Here is a 16,763-nt window from a genome sequence, read left to right on the forward strand (position 1 = left end):
AACATTTTTTTATACGAAACTTTATACAAACCAAGTTATGACAACAGCCATTATGTACTGTCCTATGGCATAATGGCTGTTGTCATAAAATGTTACTTTGTTGATTTCTTCTATACCATGACCTCTACACTTATTCGTAACTCAACCGACAGTACCTTTCAAATCTACCGTTTGATGCGACAACATCAAGCAGAGTTTTCCACAATTGTCGAGTATCTAGGCAGTTGCCGAAAAAAAATATTCCCTTTTATTCAACAAGATGAATTACCACAGGATTTAATTAATTTTCAACAAGTCTATGTTGATGATCCTTTAGGTTGCCTGATTTGTGTAAAACAACAGCATAAAATCGTTGCAGTGATCGGCTTTCGTGCTTATGACCAACGCTTTAGTCATTTAAACTTACCAGAAAAAAATGTGGTCGAAGTGGTACGTTTGTATGTTGAACCAGCGTACCGCCGAACAGGAATTGCCAGCGTTTTGGTTGAATACATCAAAACCCATGCTATTGCGCAAAATGTACAAACTTTATATTTACATACTCATCCATTTTTACTGGGCGCAGTCGAATTCTGGCAATACCATCATTTCCAAATGATGACACAGGATCATCATGACCCTGTGTGGCAAACCATTCATATGCAATATCAATTGATATGAATACCTATGACCGTTTGACCTTTCTCAATAATTTGTTAGAACCCTGTATTGGAAGAAATTTAAATTACAACGCAAGATTTTTCTGCATTGTCATTAAAAAGTCATTATTAATGGGGTATTTTGAGGCATCACCAATGACTGTATTGGTTTTACAATAAGGGCAAACTGCGGTTTTACCCTGATCAGACCATTCGTGTACTTCATTAGGACTGAAAATTTTTAAACATTTAAAACAGCCACAAGAGCGGCTTGCCAGTAGTTCAATGCGATGAAACGCAGAGTGTTTAATCACTTTTTTGAAGTTGAGAGACATGTGAGATTACCTCTTCTTTTACCATAGTCCGTCATATTTATACATCGCAGCAATAGTCATAAAAGAACCATTTAAAAGCGATAATCTCTAGACTAATTTTGATTTATCATTGCTGTAAAGACCCATAGTTCATCATACTGTTTCAAGACATTTCTATATCTGCTTCCATGAGAAAAATCAACAAATTAACAATATTGTGCTTTTGCAAAGCCTTTACTTCTTTTTGTAAAATCGTTTTACTAAGGTTATTTCAGACAAAAGGAACATAAAAATGGCAAATTCAACCTTCTGCCTAGACTCGGAATTGGTATTAGCAAGCAACAATAAAGGAAAAATTGCTGAGTTCGAGTTACTTTTCTCAGAGTTGAATTTAAATACGACAATTATTCCGCAGGGACAACTGCATATTGAAGACGCTATTGAAGATGGATTAAGTTTTGTTGAAAATGCAATTATCAAGGCGCGTCACGCAGCCAAACTTTCTGGTCGACCTGCTATTGCGGATGATTCCGGCCTCGTTGTACCCATACTAAATGGTGCGCCAGGCATTTATTCTGCCCGATATGCAGGTGAACATGGCGACGATAATGCAAATAATGCAAAACTATTACAGGATTTACAGCCATATCGACAATCAGAGCAACCCATCAAAGCGATGTTTGTTTGCGTATTAGCTCTGGTACGCCATGCAGAAGATCCTTTACCTATAATTTGTGAGGGCATCTGGGAAGGTGAAATTTTAGAGCAGGCGCGTGGTGAGCATGGTTTTGGCTATGATCCATTATTCTGGTTAGCGGATTTATCTTGTTCTAGTGCGGAACTACCTAAACAGGAAAAAAATAAAATCAGCCATCGTGGTCAAGCCATGCAAAAATTTCGTAATTTATTATAATTTTAATCATTGATGAAAAAACACCGTAACTGAATTACGGTGTTTTTTGTCACTTATTTTCAAAAATTATTTGAATAAATGATCAATTGCAGCACGTTCTTCTTCTAATTCATTTAGTGTGATATTGATATGTTCACGGCTAAATTCATCAATTCCCAAACCTTCTACACGTTTGTATTCACCATTTTCTGTGGTTACAGGGAAACCGAAAATAATGCCTTCTGGAATACCATAAGAACCATCAGATGGGATACCCATTGTTACCCATTCGCCATTGGTACCCAACGCCCAATCACGCATGTGATCAATCGCTGCATTTGCCGCAGATGCTGCACTTGATAAACCACGTGCTTCAATAATTGCTGCACCACGTTTACCCACAGTTGGCAGAAATACATTTCTGTTCCATTCCTGATCATTGATCAAGTCTTTTACATTTTCGCCATTAATCGTTGCAAAACGATAGTCTGCATACATTGTAGGAGAGTGGTTACCCCATACAGTTAATTTCTTAATATCTTTAACAGCTTTACCTGTTTTTTTAGCGATCTGTGTCAATGCACGGTTATGATCCAGACGTAACATTGCAGTGAAGTTTTTCGCTGGAAGATCTGGTGCAGATTTCATTGCGATATATGCATTGGTATTCGCTGGGTTACCTACAACCAATACTTTGACATCACGGCTAGCAACATCATTTAATGCTTTACCTTGTACTGTAAAGATTTTTGCATTTTCTTGTAGTAGGTCAGCACGTTCCATACCTGGCCCACGTGGACGCGCACCAACTAATAATGCGTAATCAGCATCTTTGAATGCAACATTCGGATCATCTGTACCGATCACATCAGCAAGTAATGGGAATGCGCAATCATCTAATTCCATAATAACGCCTTTAAGCGCTTGTTGAGCTTTCTCAACTGGAATTTCAAGCAATTGTAAAATAACTGGTTGATCCTTCCCTAGCATTTCGCCGCTTGCAATACGGAATAATAAGCTATAACCAATTTGACCAGCAGCGCCTGTAACGGCAACACGAACGGGTTGCTTCATGTAATTATCTCCAATTGAGAGTTTCGTCCACACTGATTAAGATTTTTTGCTGTCTTAATCTGTTTTTATATAAACGGCAAAGATTGTACTCCATTCAAATGCAGCTTGCATCTAAAAGACAATGATTTGCAACAAAAGTCGAAGAAAGTTTTTTTCTAGAGATAAAATTCAAAACAACGTTAAAATTAAAAAAGTCATGCAAGAAAAAAATAAATAGAACTAACAATAGGATAAATAAAGCTATTTCCAGCACATGGTGCCAGACATACCATATCAAACTAGTATGAACCCTGAATGGTCATCTGGTTTGCACAAGTTTGTACTTGTTCAATATGACAGGCTTGATAACGACCATTGCTTTGATAACAAACCTGTATTCTGGTCAGCAAACTACTTCCCTGACTATTATTACAGGCCAATTGAATTGCAGCAGGCGATAAACCTGAGTTTAATTGTACAAAGCGCTGTTTTAAATGATCCCGATTTACGGAAATACTGGTTGGAGTTGTCACTTCGGCAGGCATATTGAGTTTATCTGCTAGATTGACCATTAAACGGAAATATTGTGTTGCGTTCATGGAAACACATCCACCCACAGAACGCCACAATCGGGCCTGTGTATTTTCATCGGGCATAATGCGCATTAACAGACGTTTTTGTACCGGAGATAATACTGCTGTACTAGATGTTGCACATGACCTGCTATTGACACCTTCAGGCATAAGTCCGGATACCGTTAAGGCATAACCTTCCAGACACTGACGGCTACGTTTTTGTGATGCATCTATTTTACAAATGGCAGGTGTAAGGTTAATTTGCAGAACAAAACCAGTTGGCGCAGCATAGACATGCCGTATACTCAAAACGAATAATACGGCGAATGGTAAGCTTTTTAGCAGTGGGATTAGCCAAAGTTTCTGCATCATGAATTACTACACCTAAACAGAGTCCGCCTAATATTGTTGTGGAACCGCATACATAAACCGATGAATTGCCTGTGATCCCTGTCCCAGAACCACACCATAATGTACTGCATTAGTCAGTACATGCTTGACATAATCTCTGGTTTCCAGAATTGGAATCGACTCAGTATACTGATCAGCCTCTATTTGGCGACCTGCCGGTTGCCAACGTTTTGCACGATTCGGGCCAGCGTTGTATCCTGCTGTTGCCAGAACAGGGTGTCCACTAAGTTGTCCTTGAATCATTCCAAGATAATACGTCCCATATCTTACATTGGTATTGATATTACTTAATGCTGCCGAGCTATAGCGCTCTCCCAATTGTCGAGCAATTAATTGAGCAGTTCCCGGCATGACCTGCATTAAGCCACCCGCTCCTACACCTGAACGTGCTGTGGTATTAAAACGACTTTCCTGACGCATCAGACCATAGGCCCATGCCGGATTAATATTGGCAGACTGACTATGCGATACCACATAATTTTTGTAAGGTGTCGGATAACGTAACTCATAATTATGTTTGGATACTGTACGATCCGCAGCATAAATAGCACGATCATACCAACCCATATCCATTGCACGTTTTGCCGCAGCCAGAATTAGTCCATCATCTTTTTTCAGATAAGCCTGACGTACTGCCCAATTCCATTCACGATTGGTATAGTTTGCTGGCGCACTAATATTGTATAAAGCAAATGCTCTGCGAAAATGTATATCCTGACTTAAACGTGCAAAATCCTGACCCGTTGGCTGATAGTTTTTTGGAAATTCAGAATAACCTTCCTTTAAACGGGTTCTTGCCAATAGACCATGATAATCATCTGATTCAGCAAGTTTTTTATACATTGATTGTGCGGTACGCTTACTACTATTATCGCCACGCTGTTCAAGTGCCCTTGCTAACCAATACTGCCAACGATCTTCCTGCTGCTGTTTCATTGACATGCTATTAATCGCACGAATCAAACTTTCCCACTGACTAAACCGGATCGATTGTCGTGCATAAATTTCAGCTTCTTCTGGGCTAAAGGGATAACCATAACTTTTATCAAATAATTGCGGTAACACTGCATTAAAATCATTTTTTAATACATTGGTTCCGCCGATATATGCAACTGTGCGGTATAAATATTTCTGTACCGAATCAGGTACGCCCTGCGCAGTAGTATCCATTACAGAAATTGCAGCATTCAGATTAGTACTGGCCAATCGTCCCAGCGCAAAAATCAAATAGGCATAATCCTGAGAAGTGCTTTTAGGTGCATTCCATAAATATGCCTGTGGATTCGCCTGAATACTGTTGAGTTGAGTTAATGATAATGGCATACCGATGGCAGCTGCGGTCGAAAAGGCCTGTCCTGTCTGACCCGAACGTAACAAGGCAAATAAGCGTTGTTCTTTATCTTGCTGAGAAATCAATGGACTGCTCATCATCTGTCGAGCCAATCCTGTACAAGAATCTGGCTGTGTATCAGTCTTTAACCAGACATCATCCTTATATTCCGCAATTGCAAGACTATCCCCTGTATTTGCCCGAACCTGACCAATAGCGCAATTTTCTTCCTGATCTGGATTACTGACATAGGATAAAACCTGTTTAGCGCTAGCAAAATCACCTGATTTGACCTTAGCTTCGATATAATCGGCAGATAATTTTTCGGCCATTGCCGAGTTAGGATAAGTACGATCAAATGCAATGATATTGGCTGCTGGCTGGTATTCCAGATTGGCATTTAACTTCCAGTAATCTGGATAATATTGTAATACGCTATCTTGCATATTGTATTTATACTGATCCATCAATGCCGCATTACCACCACTACTGACACGATAAGCATCATTAAATACTTCATCCGCAGTAAAACCATATTGCGCGATCCCCATCTGACTACAAACCAGAATCAGGGCCTTGACTGAAAAACGCAACGATGTTGTCCGTTTGAACTTTTGCTGTACGATATGGAGCCTGATGGGCAACATGCGCAGTGTCCTTAAACCAAATAACCGTATGAAATTCTAATAAAGATTTTTGAGAATGATGTGCATTTTAAACAGCTTATATTTTTTTTTATGTAGTGTTATGTAAAATCCAAGTCAAATCCATAACACTTCGCTATTTTTGCAATTTTTATTGCCTGAATAAAGCGATAAAATGCTAAAATATGCGACTTTTATTTTCCCCTTGCCACTTAGCAACATTGCTCAGGAGCCTACATGACGGTTCAAACCTTCATCCCCACTGCTAAAGCTGCCACAGAAAACACTGTTACCCAGCCATCGCACATGCCTGTACCAACCGATAAGGCAGTTAAAAAACTGTATATCGAAACGCAAGGCTGTCAGATGAATGAGTATGACAGTCATCGTATGGCAGATCTTCTGGGTGACTCACATGGTTATGTATTGACCACGGATCCCAAAGATGCTGATATTTTATTAATGAATACCTGTTCCATTCGTGAAAAAGCACAGGAAAAAGTGTTTAGCGAACTCGGACGCTGGCGTAAGCTTAAAGAACAAAATCCTGAATTGGTCATTGGTGTAGGCGGTTGTGTTGCCTCTCAGGAAGGAGACACCATCCAGAAACGTGCCCCATACGTTGATATGGTTTTTGGACCACAGACCCTGCACCGTTTACCACAAATGCTGGATCAACATCATGAGCAAACTGCAAAACCAAAACATCAAAAAATCAAGTTAGTCGATATTTCCTTTCCTGACATCGAAAAATTTGACTATTTACCAGAACCTCGTGTCGAAGGCCACAAAGCCTTTGTTTCCATTATGGAAGGTTGCTCCAAATACTGTTCTTTCTGTGTTGTACCTTATACCCGTGGAGAAGAAGTTTCTCGCCCATTGGATGATGTTCTGGCAGAAATTGCCACGCTGGCAGAAAAAGGTGTGCGTGAAGTCAGCTTACTTGGCCAGAATGTCAATGGTTATCGGGGTGAAACATTTGAAGGTAGTATTTGCACCTTTGCCGAATTACTACGTCTGGTGGCTGAAATTCCGGGTATTGGCCGTATTCGTTATACCACGTCACACCCACTGGAATTTTCCGATGAATTAATTGAATGTTATCGTGATCTGCCGCAAATGGTTTCACACTTGCATTTACCAGTACAAAGCGGCTGCAATGATGTACTTAAAGCCATGAAACGAAATCACACCATTGATGTATACATTGACAAAATCGCCAGACTGCGTAAAGTTCGTCCGGATATGCATCTTTCCAGTGATTTTATCATCGGCTTTCCTGGCGAAACTGACCAGAATTTTCAGGAAACCCTGCAATTTATTCAGGATCTGGATTTTGATCATTCCTACAGTTTTGTTTATTCAAAACGTCCGGGTACACCTGCGGCTGAACTTGCCGATGATACACCAGATCAAGTGAAAAAAGACCGGCTGGCTCAGGTGCAAAAAATCATCAAGCAATCCAGCATTGAAAAAACAGATGCCATGCTAGGACAAGTCCATCGCGTATTGATTGAAAAAATTTCTGATCAAAATCCTGACTATCTAATTGGCACAGCAGATAATACCCGTCTGGTCAGTTTTGTTGGTAACCCTGAATGGGTTGGTCGTTTTGCAGAAATTGAGGTCACTGAAATTAAAACTTTAAATTTAGTTTATGGTGAACTCTTGAATCTTGAACCTGACGTGGCGTAATGTATAGGCATACGCCAATCACCTCAAAAAGGATTCGTCTTGACTGCAACAATTCGTCGTACTGTACAATTTGCGGGCATCCCGGTAGAACAATTAAAAAGTATGCTGGGTGCATATAACACCCACATACGCCAGATCGAACAACGATTGCAAACAACAATTTCCCAGCGCGGTGACAGCTTCTTTGTCGAAGGTGACATGGCTCAGGTCGAACGTACCGAAGCCATTTTACAGCGATTATTTGAAGAATCTGAAGATGCGCATCAAGTGACTGCCGATCAACTTCATCTGATCATTCAAAGTAGCCAAACTGATCGGGAAATTGCTCCGGAACAAGATTTACAGGATGCTGCTGAAGCACCAATAGATGTGTATCTGCAAACCCGTAAAGGACGCATCAATCCACGTGGTGCCAATCAACGCCGTTATGTACAACGCATCTTACAAAGTGATATTTCTTTTGGTATCGGCCCTGCTGGAACAGGAAAAACTTATCTTGCAGTGGCTGCTGCCGTAGACATGCTGGAGCGCAATGAAATTCAACGAATTTTACTGGTACGTCCGGCAGTAGAAGCTGGTGAAAAACTGGGTTTTCTACCCGGTGATCTTACCCAGAAAATTGATCCGTATTTGCGCCCACTCTATGATGCATTGTATGAAATGCTGGGTTTTGAAAAAGTGGCAAAACTGATTGAACGACAAATTATTGAAGTTGCACCACTGGCCTATATGCGTGGCCGTACACTTAATCACTCCTTTGTCATTCTGGATGAAGCCCAAAATACCACGCCTGAACAGATGAAAATGTTCTTGACCCGTTTAGGTTTTGGTTCCCGTGCCGTGATTACTGGTGATATTACACAGGTCGATCTACCACGTGGACAGCAATCCGGTTTAGCACAGGCATTACGTGTTCTTGAACCAATCAAGGAAATTCACATTACCCGATTCCATTCCCGTGATGTAGTTCGCCATCAGTTGGTACAAAAAATTGTCGAAGCTTATGAAGTCTTTGATGATGAAAATCAAAGGATCAGTGCTGAAAAACGTGCTGAACGCAAGGCACAACAACAAGCATTAATGTCTGCACATAATCAGGCAGCCGATGCTCAACATCAAGATGATTCAGAATAAAAGGTTTTTCGGTGAAAATTAGTTTATCCCTACAACAGGATTTTCAGGTACCACAACTCAAACTTAAACGTGGTGAATTAAAAAAAGTCATTAAAACGACTTTACACCATATCAACATTGATGATCATTGTGAACTTGGTATTGCCTGTGTCGATCTAAACGAAAGTCACCAGCTTAACCTGCAATATCGTGGTAAGGATAAACCAACTAACGTTTTATCCTTTCCTTCTGATATTCCTGAAGATATTTTACCAATGCTTGATGCCCGGCCACTGGGTGATCTGGTCATCTGCATTCCTGTCGTGCTTACTGAATCACAACAGCAAAATAAAAATCCACATGATCACTTTACGCATCTATTGGTTCATGGGGTATTACATTTGATCGGTTATGATCATGAATTAGGTGAAACTGAAGCTGAAGAAATGGAAACACTGGAAATAGAAATTCTAGCGAAATTAGGGCTGGATAATCCCTATGATGAACGTGTTTAGCTCAGGTATAAAATACACATCATACCCAATAAATTCAGTTGCCTCATCAAGACAACTGTTTTATCACACCGCATTTTTCCATACTACACATTCCATCGCAGCTTTTTCTTAACTGTATTAACTGTTCTATCAAATATTTTTGTTGTTCTATATGTTGATAAATATTTTGGATATGTTTATCAACCAAATGATTGACTTTAGAGCAATTCATATCCGGTTGATCCTGATAGGTCAGTAATTGTTTAATTTCATTTAAACTCATATTCAATGAACGACAATTTAAAATAAACTTAATGCGATCTACATCACTTTGTTTATAAAGCCTATAATTCGACTGGGTTCTATCCGGAATCTGAATCAAACCCTGCTTTTCATAAAACCGTATAGTTAATACGGAACAATTGGTTAACTTTGCCAACTCACCTATTTTTAGCACATTCTTAAACCTGATTAAAACACTTGACTCTATAGTAACTATAGACCCTTTAATACTCAAATATAAAATAAAAGTGACATAGGAACATGTGTATGAGTGAATCTTGTGGTTGTGACAAAAAATCCTGTCAGAAAGATACTCTTCCTGATTCCATTTTAAATTTATCGAATGCGGAAGATAAAAAGTTAAAGTTAACTACATACAGTATTCCTGATATGGATTGTGCTGCCGAAGAACAAATCATAAGAATGGCATTAAGTACAATACAAGAGATTCATCGACTGACTTTCAATCTTGCAGAGCGCCAATTAAAAGTCCTGCATACGTGTGATGAGTACATCATTACAGATAAATTAAAAACTCTGGATATGGGAGCACAATTAGATCTTACACAACAAATCCCACAACAACAGCAAATCAGCCTTTATTATATTCCCAAAATGGATTGCCATGCCGAAGAACAAATCGTGCGTCTAGCACTGGCAAATGTCAATGAAATACAGCAGCTTAATTTTGATTTAAACCATCGACAATTAGAAATTGTTCATCAACAAGGATTGCCGATTATTAACACCAGACTGGAAGCACTTGACTTTGGCGCGCAGCTTATCAAAACAGATCAGTGTCAAAAACCACGAACATTTGATCAGGATAATATTCAACAACAACGCAAAACACTTCAATTGTTATTGTTGATCAATGGTGTATTGTTCTTCATTGAATTTATTTCAGGGATTATTGCATCATCGACTGGTTTAATTGCAGATTCACTGGATATGTTTGCTGATGCGGCTGTATATGGTATCGCATTATATGTTGTTGGAAAAGCTGCCAAATATCAGTTAAAAGCCGCTCATCTTTCCGGCTGGATACAATTGGGACTGGCATGTATGGTAATTTTTGATGTGATCAGACGTTTTCTGATTGGTAGCGAACCTCAATCCATGCTGATGATTGGTATTGGTCTACTGGCGCTAATCGCTAACATCACCTGTTTACTACTACTATCAAATCATAAAGAAAATGGCGCACACATGAAAGCCAGTTGGATATTTTCTGCGAATGACGTAATTGTTAATCTTGGTGTGATCATTGCTGGTGGACTGGTGTATTTGACCGAATCACATTATCCTGATTTATTAATCGGAATGATTGTATCTCTGTTTGTACTTAACGGTGCAAGAAAAATACTGGCATTAAAATAAAGTATTATTTTCTAGTCCACATCCAGATTTGCACAGTAATCATACACACTATCGCCCCGACAACAAACCACGGATGTGGTACTTTCCAAATCATCAATCCTGCCGCTAGACTCATACTCACCAATGATATTATTTTGACTTTTAACGGTAAGGTCCGATGCTCATGCCATTGCTGTAATATCGGGGCAATCCATCGGTTCTGTGTGATCCAGCCATGTAGGCGACTGGAACCTTTTGCTGCAAAGATACTCGCTAATATATAAAAATCTACCGTCGGTAAGCCCGGTACAATTATCCCTATCGTCCCCACAATTAAACAGATGATCGACAATACAATGCACAGCCACCTTACCCAAATTCTTTTGGATAGCTTTGAGTCACTGATATTTACACCAGGTGGCTGGTTCTGCATGTTGTTCTTCCCTGAATGTTCTACTCTGATGCTGTTATTCGGTTATTTCAACTGATCAAGATTGTCTAATAGTTGTCCAAAACGCGCAAAGCCTTCCAATGCACCCTCTATCACTTTGTCCTGATCTTCCTTGCTGAAATTCGCGTCATCCAATGCCTGTTTAAAACGTTTCCATACCCGCATACGGCCTTCCGGATAGGCGGCTAGATTACGTGCGCCAAATTCTGCCGATAAACCCAATTTCGCTTGCGCTTCTTTAAATAAAAATGCTGCACCCAAAGTCGAACCTTCTGAAACATAGATCCAGCCTAAGGCTTCGGGATAGCCCACTTGTTCTGTGGCAATCTCACTGCTTTGTGGTTCTAACCCTAAATCCTGCAAATCCTGTAAGGCAGCTTGTGAACGACCACGGACGTCTAAATCCGGAATGATCTGTTCAACTTCATTATGCTGATACAGATTTTCGATATCTTGCTGGAAATAGTATTGTGCCAGGGTATGCTGGGCATAGTTGTGTCGATTGGCAAACACTTGTGCCTTTTCCATCAGTTGTTCCATACGGTCATGTTCATGGCTAGTTTCGGTTTTTAGACGTTGTGAGAGGCTGGTACTAACAGAAGCTTGGATATTCATGATTAATTCCTCGATTTAAATAAATTTTGATTTAAAATTGATATGAAACGCTTAACTTATAATCTCTACCTGTACCAGTCATATATTCACCCAGATACATTTTATAGTCCTTGTTAAAGAGGTTATCTATGCCAAGATTGACTTTGACTGAATCATTTTTTAATGGCGACCACTCTGCGAAAATATTATGTAATGCATAGCCACTGGTACGAGGTAAAGCAAATCCTGATGCACCAACCGAATTATCAGTATTTAAAATACTGCGGTCGTGTCTATCCACAAATGTTCCTCTCCAACCGATAACCAATCGATGTTCAGGAACTTTGACACCAAGTGTGGCCGTAGCTTTGCGTGGAGGAATTTCTTCAATCCATGTTTTTTGGGCAAACCATGGATTTACAGGAGAATTATCCCGCTGCCCACGAATATAGGCATAAGTTAGGCCTGCAAAGAAACTTGGTTGTTCATAAAAAATTTCGGCCTCATATCCTTGAATGGTATATCCGGTGACATTTCGATAAAATCCATGATCATAATTACCATTACATGCACTGGAACTCGCGGAACCACCTTGTGCAATGATTTCAGCTTGTGCCTGACAGAATACGGAACGATTACGGAAAATTTCATCCTTACCACGATTATGATGATAGGTTAATCGTACTTTTAACTGATCCTCATCCTGGAACAACCCATCAAAATTAATTTCATTGCCCAACCGAATTGCCAACATTTTTTCAGGTTTTAGATATTGGCTGGTTGACGGTACCGTTGTAGCGGCAGATTGTACATAATACTGCTCATCTACACGAGGTGCCCGCCAAGTTTTACTCACATTAGCAAACCAAGTGAGATGATTGTTTTGCTGCCATGCCAAGGCTAACCGTGGTGACCATCCCGTATATGTTCTGGCCGAATAATCATGTCCGGCAGAAAGATCATTGTAGCGTGGAGCAAGATTGCCATAACCACGATTGGTAATATGGTCATAACGTAACGATGGTGTGATGGTCACATCACCAACCTGATATTTATCCTCAACAAACGCACTATACATTTGCTGATCACCGGCAGGCATATAATTGGGTTCATAATATCCATAATTATAATTGGCATTCGATGCATTGGTTTTATCGTACATCAGCGAATGCTGCTTCATTTTTAAATATTGCAGCCCGACCTTGATCTGGTGATCCCCATAATTTGTTTTCAAGTCGCTAATATTCGTTAATTTAAATGCTGTGTTCTCATAATTTACCCAGCTTTCATTACCTAATAATGAGGAAGACCCACTAACACTGGGTAATCGACTATCATGTTGTTTTGTTTCTGAATAAGACAATACTGCTTTTAAATGAATATATGGATTGTTCTTGGGTTGATATTCATAACCCAAACTATAACTGGCATCGTCTTGATCTCGATAAACTAAACGTCTTTTCCACGCCTCATCATATCCATAACGTTCAATATCGGCTGCTGTAGGAACGGCATCCTGATCCCGCTTGGCAGCAAAAGGTTCCCAGCCTTCATGTTCACTGTACATGGCTTTTAATGAAATTTTTTGTTCATCCGTCAAATGAATATTAAACTTTGCCAGATACGTGTTTTGATCCTGTGCTGAATACAGAAATTTGGTACCATCCGGACGGCTAATTTCACCACTATCACGCTTGGTGTAATACACTAAACCATCAACAACTTTATTGGGACTTTGTGCAAATACTGCACCGGAATAAGTATTTTGATTGTTATTGCTATATCGTGAGTATTTTAAAAAACCACCCAATTGCTGATCTGGTTTTAAAAAATCAGTTGCATCTCTGGTATCAAGAACAACACTACCACCAAAGCCACCATTACCAATCTCTACATCATGTGGCCCTTTATTCACAGCAATAGTTTTTAAAACTTCAGGCTCAATAAAGACCGATCCCTGACGATATTTATCAAAAGTTTTTAATGAATCATCCACTGTGATGGGAACATCTTCTACCGCTCCCATTCCGAGAATATTAATCGTTTGCCCTCCGGGACGTGGAGAACCTGCAGATGATACACTGGGTAGATGATCCAGAAGCTGGGCAATATTATTTGCCTGATAGCGGTCAATATTGGTTTGTGTTAACTGACTTTGACCAAATTGTGTAGCGTCGCCATTGGCTTTGACCACAATTGCAGGCATTTGATATAGAAAATTCTGGTATGTGGTATTTTTTGATTCCGTTGTCTGAACCATATTATTTTGTAACGATGTGGAAGATGCCTTTTCCACAATCATATACACATTGCCTTGTTTTTTGATGGTAAGGTTTGTCCCAGATAAAAGTTGTTTTAACGCCTGTTCAATGGACAACTGGCCACGCAACTGTGGCGCTGTTTTATTCTTTAGAATATCGCCTGTATAAATAATTTCAGCCTGACTTTGCCTTGCAATTTGCTGAATTGATTGCTGTAACGGTTGAGCTGGCAAATTAACCTGAATATCCTGTGCGAATAACGCTGATGAATAGAGTAAGCTACTCATCAATACAGTCAGTGTTTTTATTTTTAGCTGCGGCGCCTTATACAATGCGAATGCTTTCATCCTCATATTAATATCTCGTCTTCAATCAAAAAAATTGTTTCTCATTTGATAAGACGACTCAATTACATTGAATGTAAACCTGTTAAATATTATTTATTTTTAATATTCCATTCATTCTCATTAATCTTTTCGACTTTAACGGCTGCGACCTCTGGTAATACTTGCATAAACTGCTGATAACTCTCTTGATTAAATTGCCCATAGATTGCAATATTTTTAGCTTTTTGATCCTTGAAATTCACTTTAAAATTAGAATATCGCTGAAAAGTTTGAACAGCCTGATCCAGAGGTGTTTGATTAAAAATAATTCTTCCTGATATCCATGCTTTTATGGTGTTTAAATCGTCAACCACAGGAAAAAGTTGATTATTCTGATTACGTACAGATTGCCCTTGTGTTAGCACTGTTTTTACCGTTTGAAACGGCAGCACACTAACTTCTACGCTACCGTCTAAAACGGTAACTTGCGTATCTGTTGCAGATAAAGCACGTACATTAAAGATCGTACCAATATCCCGAACAAACATATTGCCCGAGCTTACAGTAAAAGAACGCGCCATAAAACGAGAGATAAAATTCTGACCATGCTCAACCGTAAATAATGCTTCACCTTGTGTTAAGGTAACTTCTCTACTACGTAATTTTTGTTTAATAAGGATTTGCGTATTGGTATTTAATTTAATCTGACTACCATCACTAAGTTGAATATCCTTCTGTTGCCCAACTTGTGTGGTAATATTCTGCGTTTGATACGCTGGGTTATACCAATAAATACCAATTGCCATGGCGAAAACCACAAATACTGCTGAAGTAATTTTTTGCTTTCTTAAACGCCTTTGTAACGCACGTTTTAAAATTTCTTCTTTAGACGGAATATTAGGTAGAATATCGTCCTCAAAACAAGCGATTAATTTTTGCATATCCTGTAATGTATACTGCTCTACATCATGTCCCTGAGCTTTTTTAGCAGATTTCAATGCAATGATTCCTCATTAAATACCGGAATAAAACTCTGTAAAGCCTTGGTTAAATGTTTGATCACCATCATTCTGGACATGTGTAATTGCTCAGCCACTTCAACCTGAGACATGCCATAGAACTGAATTAATAAAAATACGTCCCGGCATGTTTCCGGTAATTTATCAATTCGCTGCAAAATTAACTGGCTGAATTGCTGTTTTACAACCATTAATTCTTGTTGAGAAAATTCTGTAAATATTGCATTTTCATCCTGTTGTTCAATATCAGGATGTTCAAAATACTTATAATAGGTTTGATCTTTTTTGATATGATCCAGTGCAATATTAAAGCTCACCTTTTTTAAAAAGGCGATTGGAGAATTTAAATTGTTAAATTGCTCTGGTTTTTGCAAAATACGTAAATAGGTTTCCTGTACAACTTCTATTGCAATTTGCCTACTACCCACTTTTTGACTAATATATTCAATTAAATCATCATAATATGCTACCAGATGATCCATTTGATTCATTGTTGAATTAGCCATGTAGCCCAACCACACAATTAAAAACAATAATTATTATCATTAATTACATATAACTATTCAATCTTTTTCCAATATTTTTTGTAGTTATTTTCTAGTCCACATCCAGATTTGCACAGCAATCATACAGACTATCGCCCCGGCAACAAACCATGGATGTGGTACTTTCCAGATCATCAATCCTGCCGCTAGACTCATACTCACCAATGATATTATTTTGACTTTTAACGGTAATGTCCGATGCTCATGCCATTGCTGTAATATCGGGGCAATCCATCGGTTGCTTGTGATCCAGCCATGTAAGCGGCTTGAACCTTTTGCTGCAAAGATACTCGCTAATATATAAAAATCTACCGTCGGTAAGCCCGGTACAATTATCCCTATCGTCCCCACAATTAAACAGATGATCGACAATACAATACACAGCCACCTCACCCAAACTCTTTTGGATAGCTTTGAGTCACTGATATTTACGCCAGGTGGCTGGTTCTGCATGTTGTTCTTCCCTGAATGTTCTGATCTGATGCTGTTATCCGGTTATTTCAACTGATCCAAATTTTCTAATAGGTGTCCAAAACGTGCAAAGCCTTCCAATGCACCCGCTATTACTTTGTCCTGATCTTCTTTACTGAAATTCGCGTCATCCAATGCCTGTTTAAAACGTTTCCACACCCGCATACGTCCTTCCGGATAGGCGGCTAGATTACGTGCGCCAAATTCTGCCGATAAACCCAATTTTGCTTGCGCTTCTTTAAATAAAAATGCTGCACCCAAAGTCGAACCTTCTGAAACATAGATCCAGCCTAAGG

General features: G+C 39.3%; 18 protein-coding genes. 6 read left to right on the forward strand and 12 right to left on the reverse strand.

Annotated elements, in window-relative coordinates; all coding sequences use genetic code 11:
* The first annotated feature begins 117 nt into the window (after positions 1 to 117).
* A complete protein-coding gene (locus F4V57_RS06240) occupies positions 118 to 660 on the forward strand; it encodes a GNAT family N-acetyltransferase (RefSeq protein WP_171257534.1) in 543 nt (180 codons plus the stop codon).
* A gap of 64 nt (positions 661 to 724) precedes the next feature.
* Here F4V57_RS06240 and F4V57_RS06245 read toward each other — a convergent pair whose 3' ends face one another.
* Positions 725 to 973 (reverse strand): hypothetical protein, encoded by a 249-nt coding sequence (locus tag F4V57_RS06245; RefSeq protein ID WP_070069738.1) that lies wholly within the window; start codon positions 971 to 973, stop codon positions 725 to 727.
* A gap of 271 nt (positions 974 to 1,244) precedes the next feature.
* On the opposite strand from F4V57_RS06245, the gene rdgB reads away from it, so the two are divergent.
* Positions 1,245 to 1,865 (forward strand): RdgB/HAM1 family non-canonical purine NTP pyrophosphatase, encoded by a 621-nt coding sequence (rdgB, locus tag F4V57_RS06250; protein WP_070069737.1) that lies wholly within the window; start codon positions 1,245 to 1,247, stop codon positions 1,863 to 1,865.
* Between the two features lie 66 nt (positions 1,866 to 1,931).
* Here the strand turns inward: rdgB and F4V57_RS06255 are convergent, their stop codons facing one another.
* From F4V57_RS06255 to F4V57_RS06265, 3 genes are all read right to left on the reverse strand, one after another.
* A complete protein-coding gene (locus F4V57_RS06255; protein WP_070069736.1) occupies positions 1,932 to 2,918 on the reverse strand; it encodes a malate dehydrogenase in 987 nt (328 codons plus the stop codon).
* A gap of 278 nt (positions 2,919 to 3,196) precedes the next feature.
* Positions 3,197 to 3,844, reverse strand: coding sequence for a ribonuclease T2 family protein (locus tag F4V57_RS06260; RefSeq protein WP_070069735.1), 648 nt, complete (start codon positions 3,842 to 3,844; stop codon positions 3,197 to 3,199).
* A 27-nt stretch (positions 3,845 to 3,871) separates the two neighbouring features.
* Positions 3,872 to 5,764, reverse strand: a complete 1,893-nt coding sequence (locus F4V57_RS06265; protein ID WP_141729225.1) for a lytic transglycosylase domain-containing protein — start codon at positions 5,762 to 5,764, stop codon at positions 3,872 to 3,874.
* A gap of 330 nt (positions 5,765 to 6,094) precedes the next feature.
* Between F4V57_RS06265 and miaB the strand changes: the two genes are divergently transcribed.
* From miaB to ybeY, 3 genes are read left to right on the forward strand one after another with little or no spacing between them, the layout of a single operon-like run.
* A complete protein-coding gene (gene miaB / locus F4V57_RS06270) occupies positions 6,095 to 7,552 on the forward strand; it encodes a tRNA (N6-isopentenyl adenosine(37)-C2)-methylthiotransferase MiaB (protein WP_070069733.1) in 1,458 nt (485 codons plus the stop codon).
* 39 nt (positions 7,553 to 7,591) lie between these two features.
* On the forward strand, positions 7,592 to 8,686 hold the full coding sequence (locus tag F4V57_RS06275; protein ID WP_070069732.1) for a PhoH family protein: 1,095 nt from the start codon (positions 7,592 to 7,594) through the stop codon (positions 8,684 to 8,686).
* 11 nt (positions 8,687 to 8,697) lie between these two features.
* Positions 8,698 to 9,180 carry an rRNA maturation RNase YbeY gene (ybeY, locus tag F4V57_RS06280; protein ID WP_070069731.1) on the forward strand — a complete coding sequence of 161 codons (483 nt, stop codon included), beginning with the start codon at positions 8,698 to 8,700 and terminating at the stop codon, positions 9,178 to 9,180.
* 46 nt (positions 9,181 to 9,226) lie between these two features.
* Here ybeY and cadR read toward each other — a convergent pair whose 3' ends face one another.
* The gene (gene cadR, locus F4V57_RS06285) at positions 9,227 to 9,616 is read right to left on the reverse strand and encodes a Cd(II)/Pb(II)-responsive transcriptional regulator (RefSeq protein ID WP_070069730.1); all 390 of its coding nucleotides are present in this window, start codon (positions 9,614 to 9,616) and stop codon (positions 9,227 to 9,229) included.
* Positions 9,617 to 9,708: 92 nt separating this feature from the next.
* Here cadR and F4V57_RS06290 point away from each other — a divergent pair, with 92 nt between their 5' ends.
* On the forward strand, positions 9,709 to 10,821 hold the full coding sequence (locus F4V57_RS06290) for a cation transporter (RefSeq protein ID WP_406564521.1): 1,113 nt from the start codon (positions 9,709 to 9,711) through the stop codon (positions 10,819 to 10,821).
* A gap of 4 nt (positions 10,822 to 10,825) precedes the next feature.
* On the opposite strand, the gene F4V57_RS06295 is transcribed toward F4V57_RS06290, so the two are convergent.
* The 7 genes from F4V57_RS06295 to F4V57_RS06325 form a co-directional block, all read right to left on the reverse strand.
* The gene (locus tag F4V57_RS06295) at positions 10,826 to 11,233 is read right to left on the reverse strand and encodes a YbaN family protein (RefSeq protein WP_070069728.1); all 408 of its coding nucleotides are present in this window, start codon (positions 11,231 to 11,233) and stop codon (positions 10,826 to 10,828) included.
* Positions 11,234 to 11,275: 42 nt separating this feature from the next.
* The gene (locus tag F4V57_RS06300) at positions 11,276 to 11,866 is read right to left on the reverse strand and encodes a biliverdin-producing heme oxygenase (RefSeq protein ID WP_150330543.1); all 591 of its coding nucleotides are present in this window, start codon (positions 11,864 to 11,866) and stop codon (positions 11,276 to 11,278) included.
* A gap of 31 nt (positions 11,867 to 11,897) precedes the next feature.
* On the reverse strand, positions 11,898 to 14,459 hold the full coding sequence (locus tag F4V57_RS06305; protein ID WP_081409274.1) for a TonB-dependent hemoglobin/transferrin/lactoferrin family receptor: 2,562 nt from the start codon (positions 14,457 to 14,459) through the stop codon (positions 11,898 to 11,900).
* Positions 14,460 to 14,542: 83 nt separating this feature from the next.
* On the reverse strand, positions 14,543 to 15,430 hold the full coding sequence (locus tag F4V57_RS06310; RefSeq protein WP_227515717.1) for a FecR family protein: 888 nt from the start codon (positions 15,428 to 15,430) through the stop codon (positions 14,543 to 14,545).
* Complete coding sequence (locus F4V57_RS06315) at positions 15,427 to 15,957, reverse strand: RNA polymerase sigma factor (protein WP_070070750.1); 531 nt, start codon at positions 15,955 to 15,957, stop codon at positions 15,427 to 15,429. The genes F4V57_RS06310 and F4V57_RS06315 overlap by 4 nt, the downstream gene beginning before the upstream one ends.
* 84 nt (positions 15,958 to 16,041) lie before the next feature.
* A complete protein-coding gene (locus F4V57_RS06320) occupies positions 16,042 to 16,449 on the reverse strand; it encodes a YbaN family protein (RefSeq protein ID WP_070070751.1) in 408 nt (135 codons plus the stop codon).
* 42 nt (positions 16,450 to 16,491) lie between these two features.
* Positions 16,492 to 16,763: biliverdin-producing heme oxygenase (locus F4V57_RS06325; protein WP_150330544.1), on the reverse strand; the 272-nt coding region annotated here is incomplete at its 5' end.

Source organism: Acinetobacter qingfengensis (assembly GCF_008693185.1).
Lineage (GTDB): Bacteria > Pseudomonadota > Gammaproteobacteria > Pseudomonadales > Moraxellaceae > Acinetobacter > Acinetobacter qingfengensis.

Excerpts from the sequence above, each read along its gene's own strand:
- rdgB (WP_070069737.1), top strand. The coding sequence starts at position 1,245 with ATGGCAAATTCAACCTTCTGCCTAGACTCGGAATTGGTATTAGCAAGC.
- F4V57_RS06300 (WP_150330543.1), bottom strand. The coding sequence starts at position 11,866 with ATGAATATCCAAGCTTCTGTTAGTACCAGCCTCTCACAACGTCTAAAA.
- F4V57_RS06240 (WP_171257534.1), top strand. The coding sequence starts at position 118 with ATGACCTCTACACTTATTCGTAACTCAACCGACAGTACCTTTCAAATC.
- F4V57_RS06305 (WP_081409274.1), bottom strand. The coding sequence starts at position 14,459 with ATGAGGATGAAAGCATTCGCATTGTATAAGGCGCCGCAGCTAAAAATA.
- F4V57_RS06290 (WP_406564521.1), top strand. The coding sequence starts at position 9,709 with ATGAGTGAATCTTGTGGTTGTGACAAAAAATCCTGTCAGAAAGATACT.
- F4V57_RS06320 (WP_070070751.1), bottom strand. The coding sequence starts at position 16,449 with ATGCAGAACCAGCCACCTGGCGTAAATATCAGTGACTCAAAGCTATCC.
- F4V57_RS06245 (WP_070069738.1), bottom strand. The coding sequence starts at position 973 with ATGTCTCTCAACTTCAAAAAAGTGATTAAACACTCTGCGTTTCATCGC.
- F4V57_RS06315 (WP_070070750.1), bottom strand. The coding sequence starts at position 15,957 with ATGGCTAATTCAACAATGAATCAAATGGATCATCTGGTAGCATATTAT.
- F4V57_RS06255 (WP_070069736.1), bottom strand. The coding sequence starts at position 2,918 with ATGAAGCAACCCGTTCGTGTTGCCGTTACAGGCGCTGCTGGTCAAATT.
- F4V57_RS06260 (WP_070069735.1), bottom strand. The coding sequence starts at position 3,844 with ATGATGCAGAAACTTTGGCTAATCCCACTGCTAAAAAGCTTACCATTC.
- miaB (WP_070069733.1), top strand. The coding sequence starts at position 6,095 with ATGACGGTTCAAACCTTCATCCCCACTGCTAAAGCTGCCACAGAAAAC.
- F4V57_RS06265 (WP_141729225.1), bottom strand. The coding sequence starts at position 5,764 with ATGGGGATCGCGCAATATGGTTTTACTGCGGATGAAGTATTTAATGAT.
- F4V57_RS06295 (WP_070069728.1), bottom strand. The coding sequence starts at position 11,233 with ATGCAGAACCAGCCACCTGGTGTAAATATCAGTGACTCAAAGCTATCC.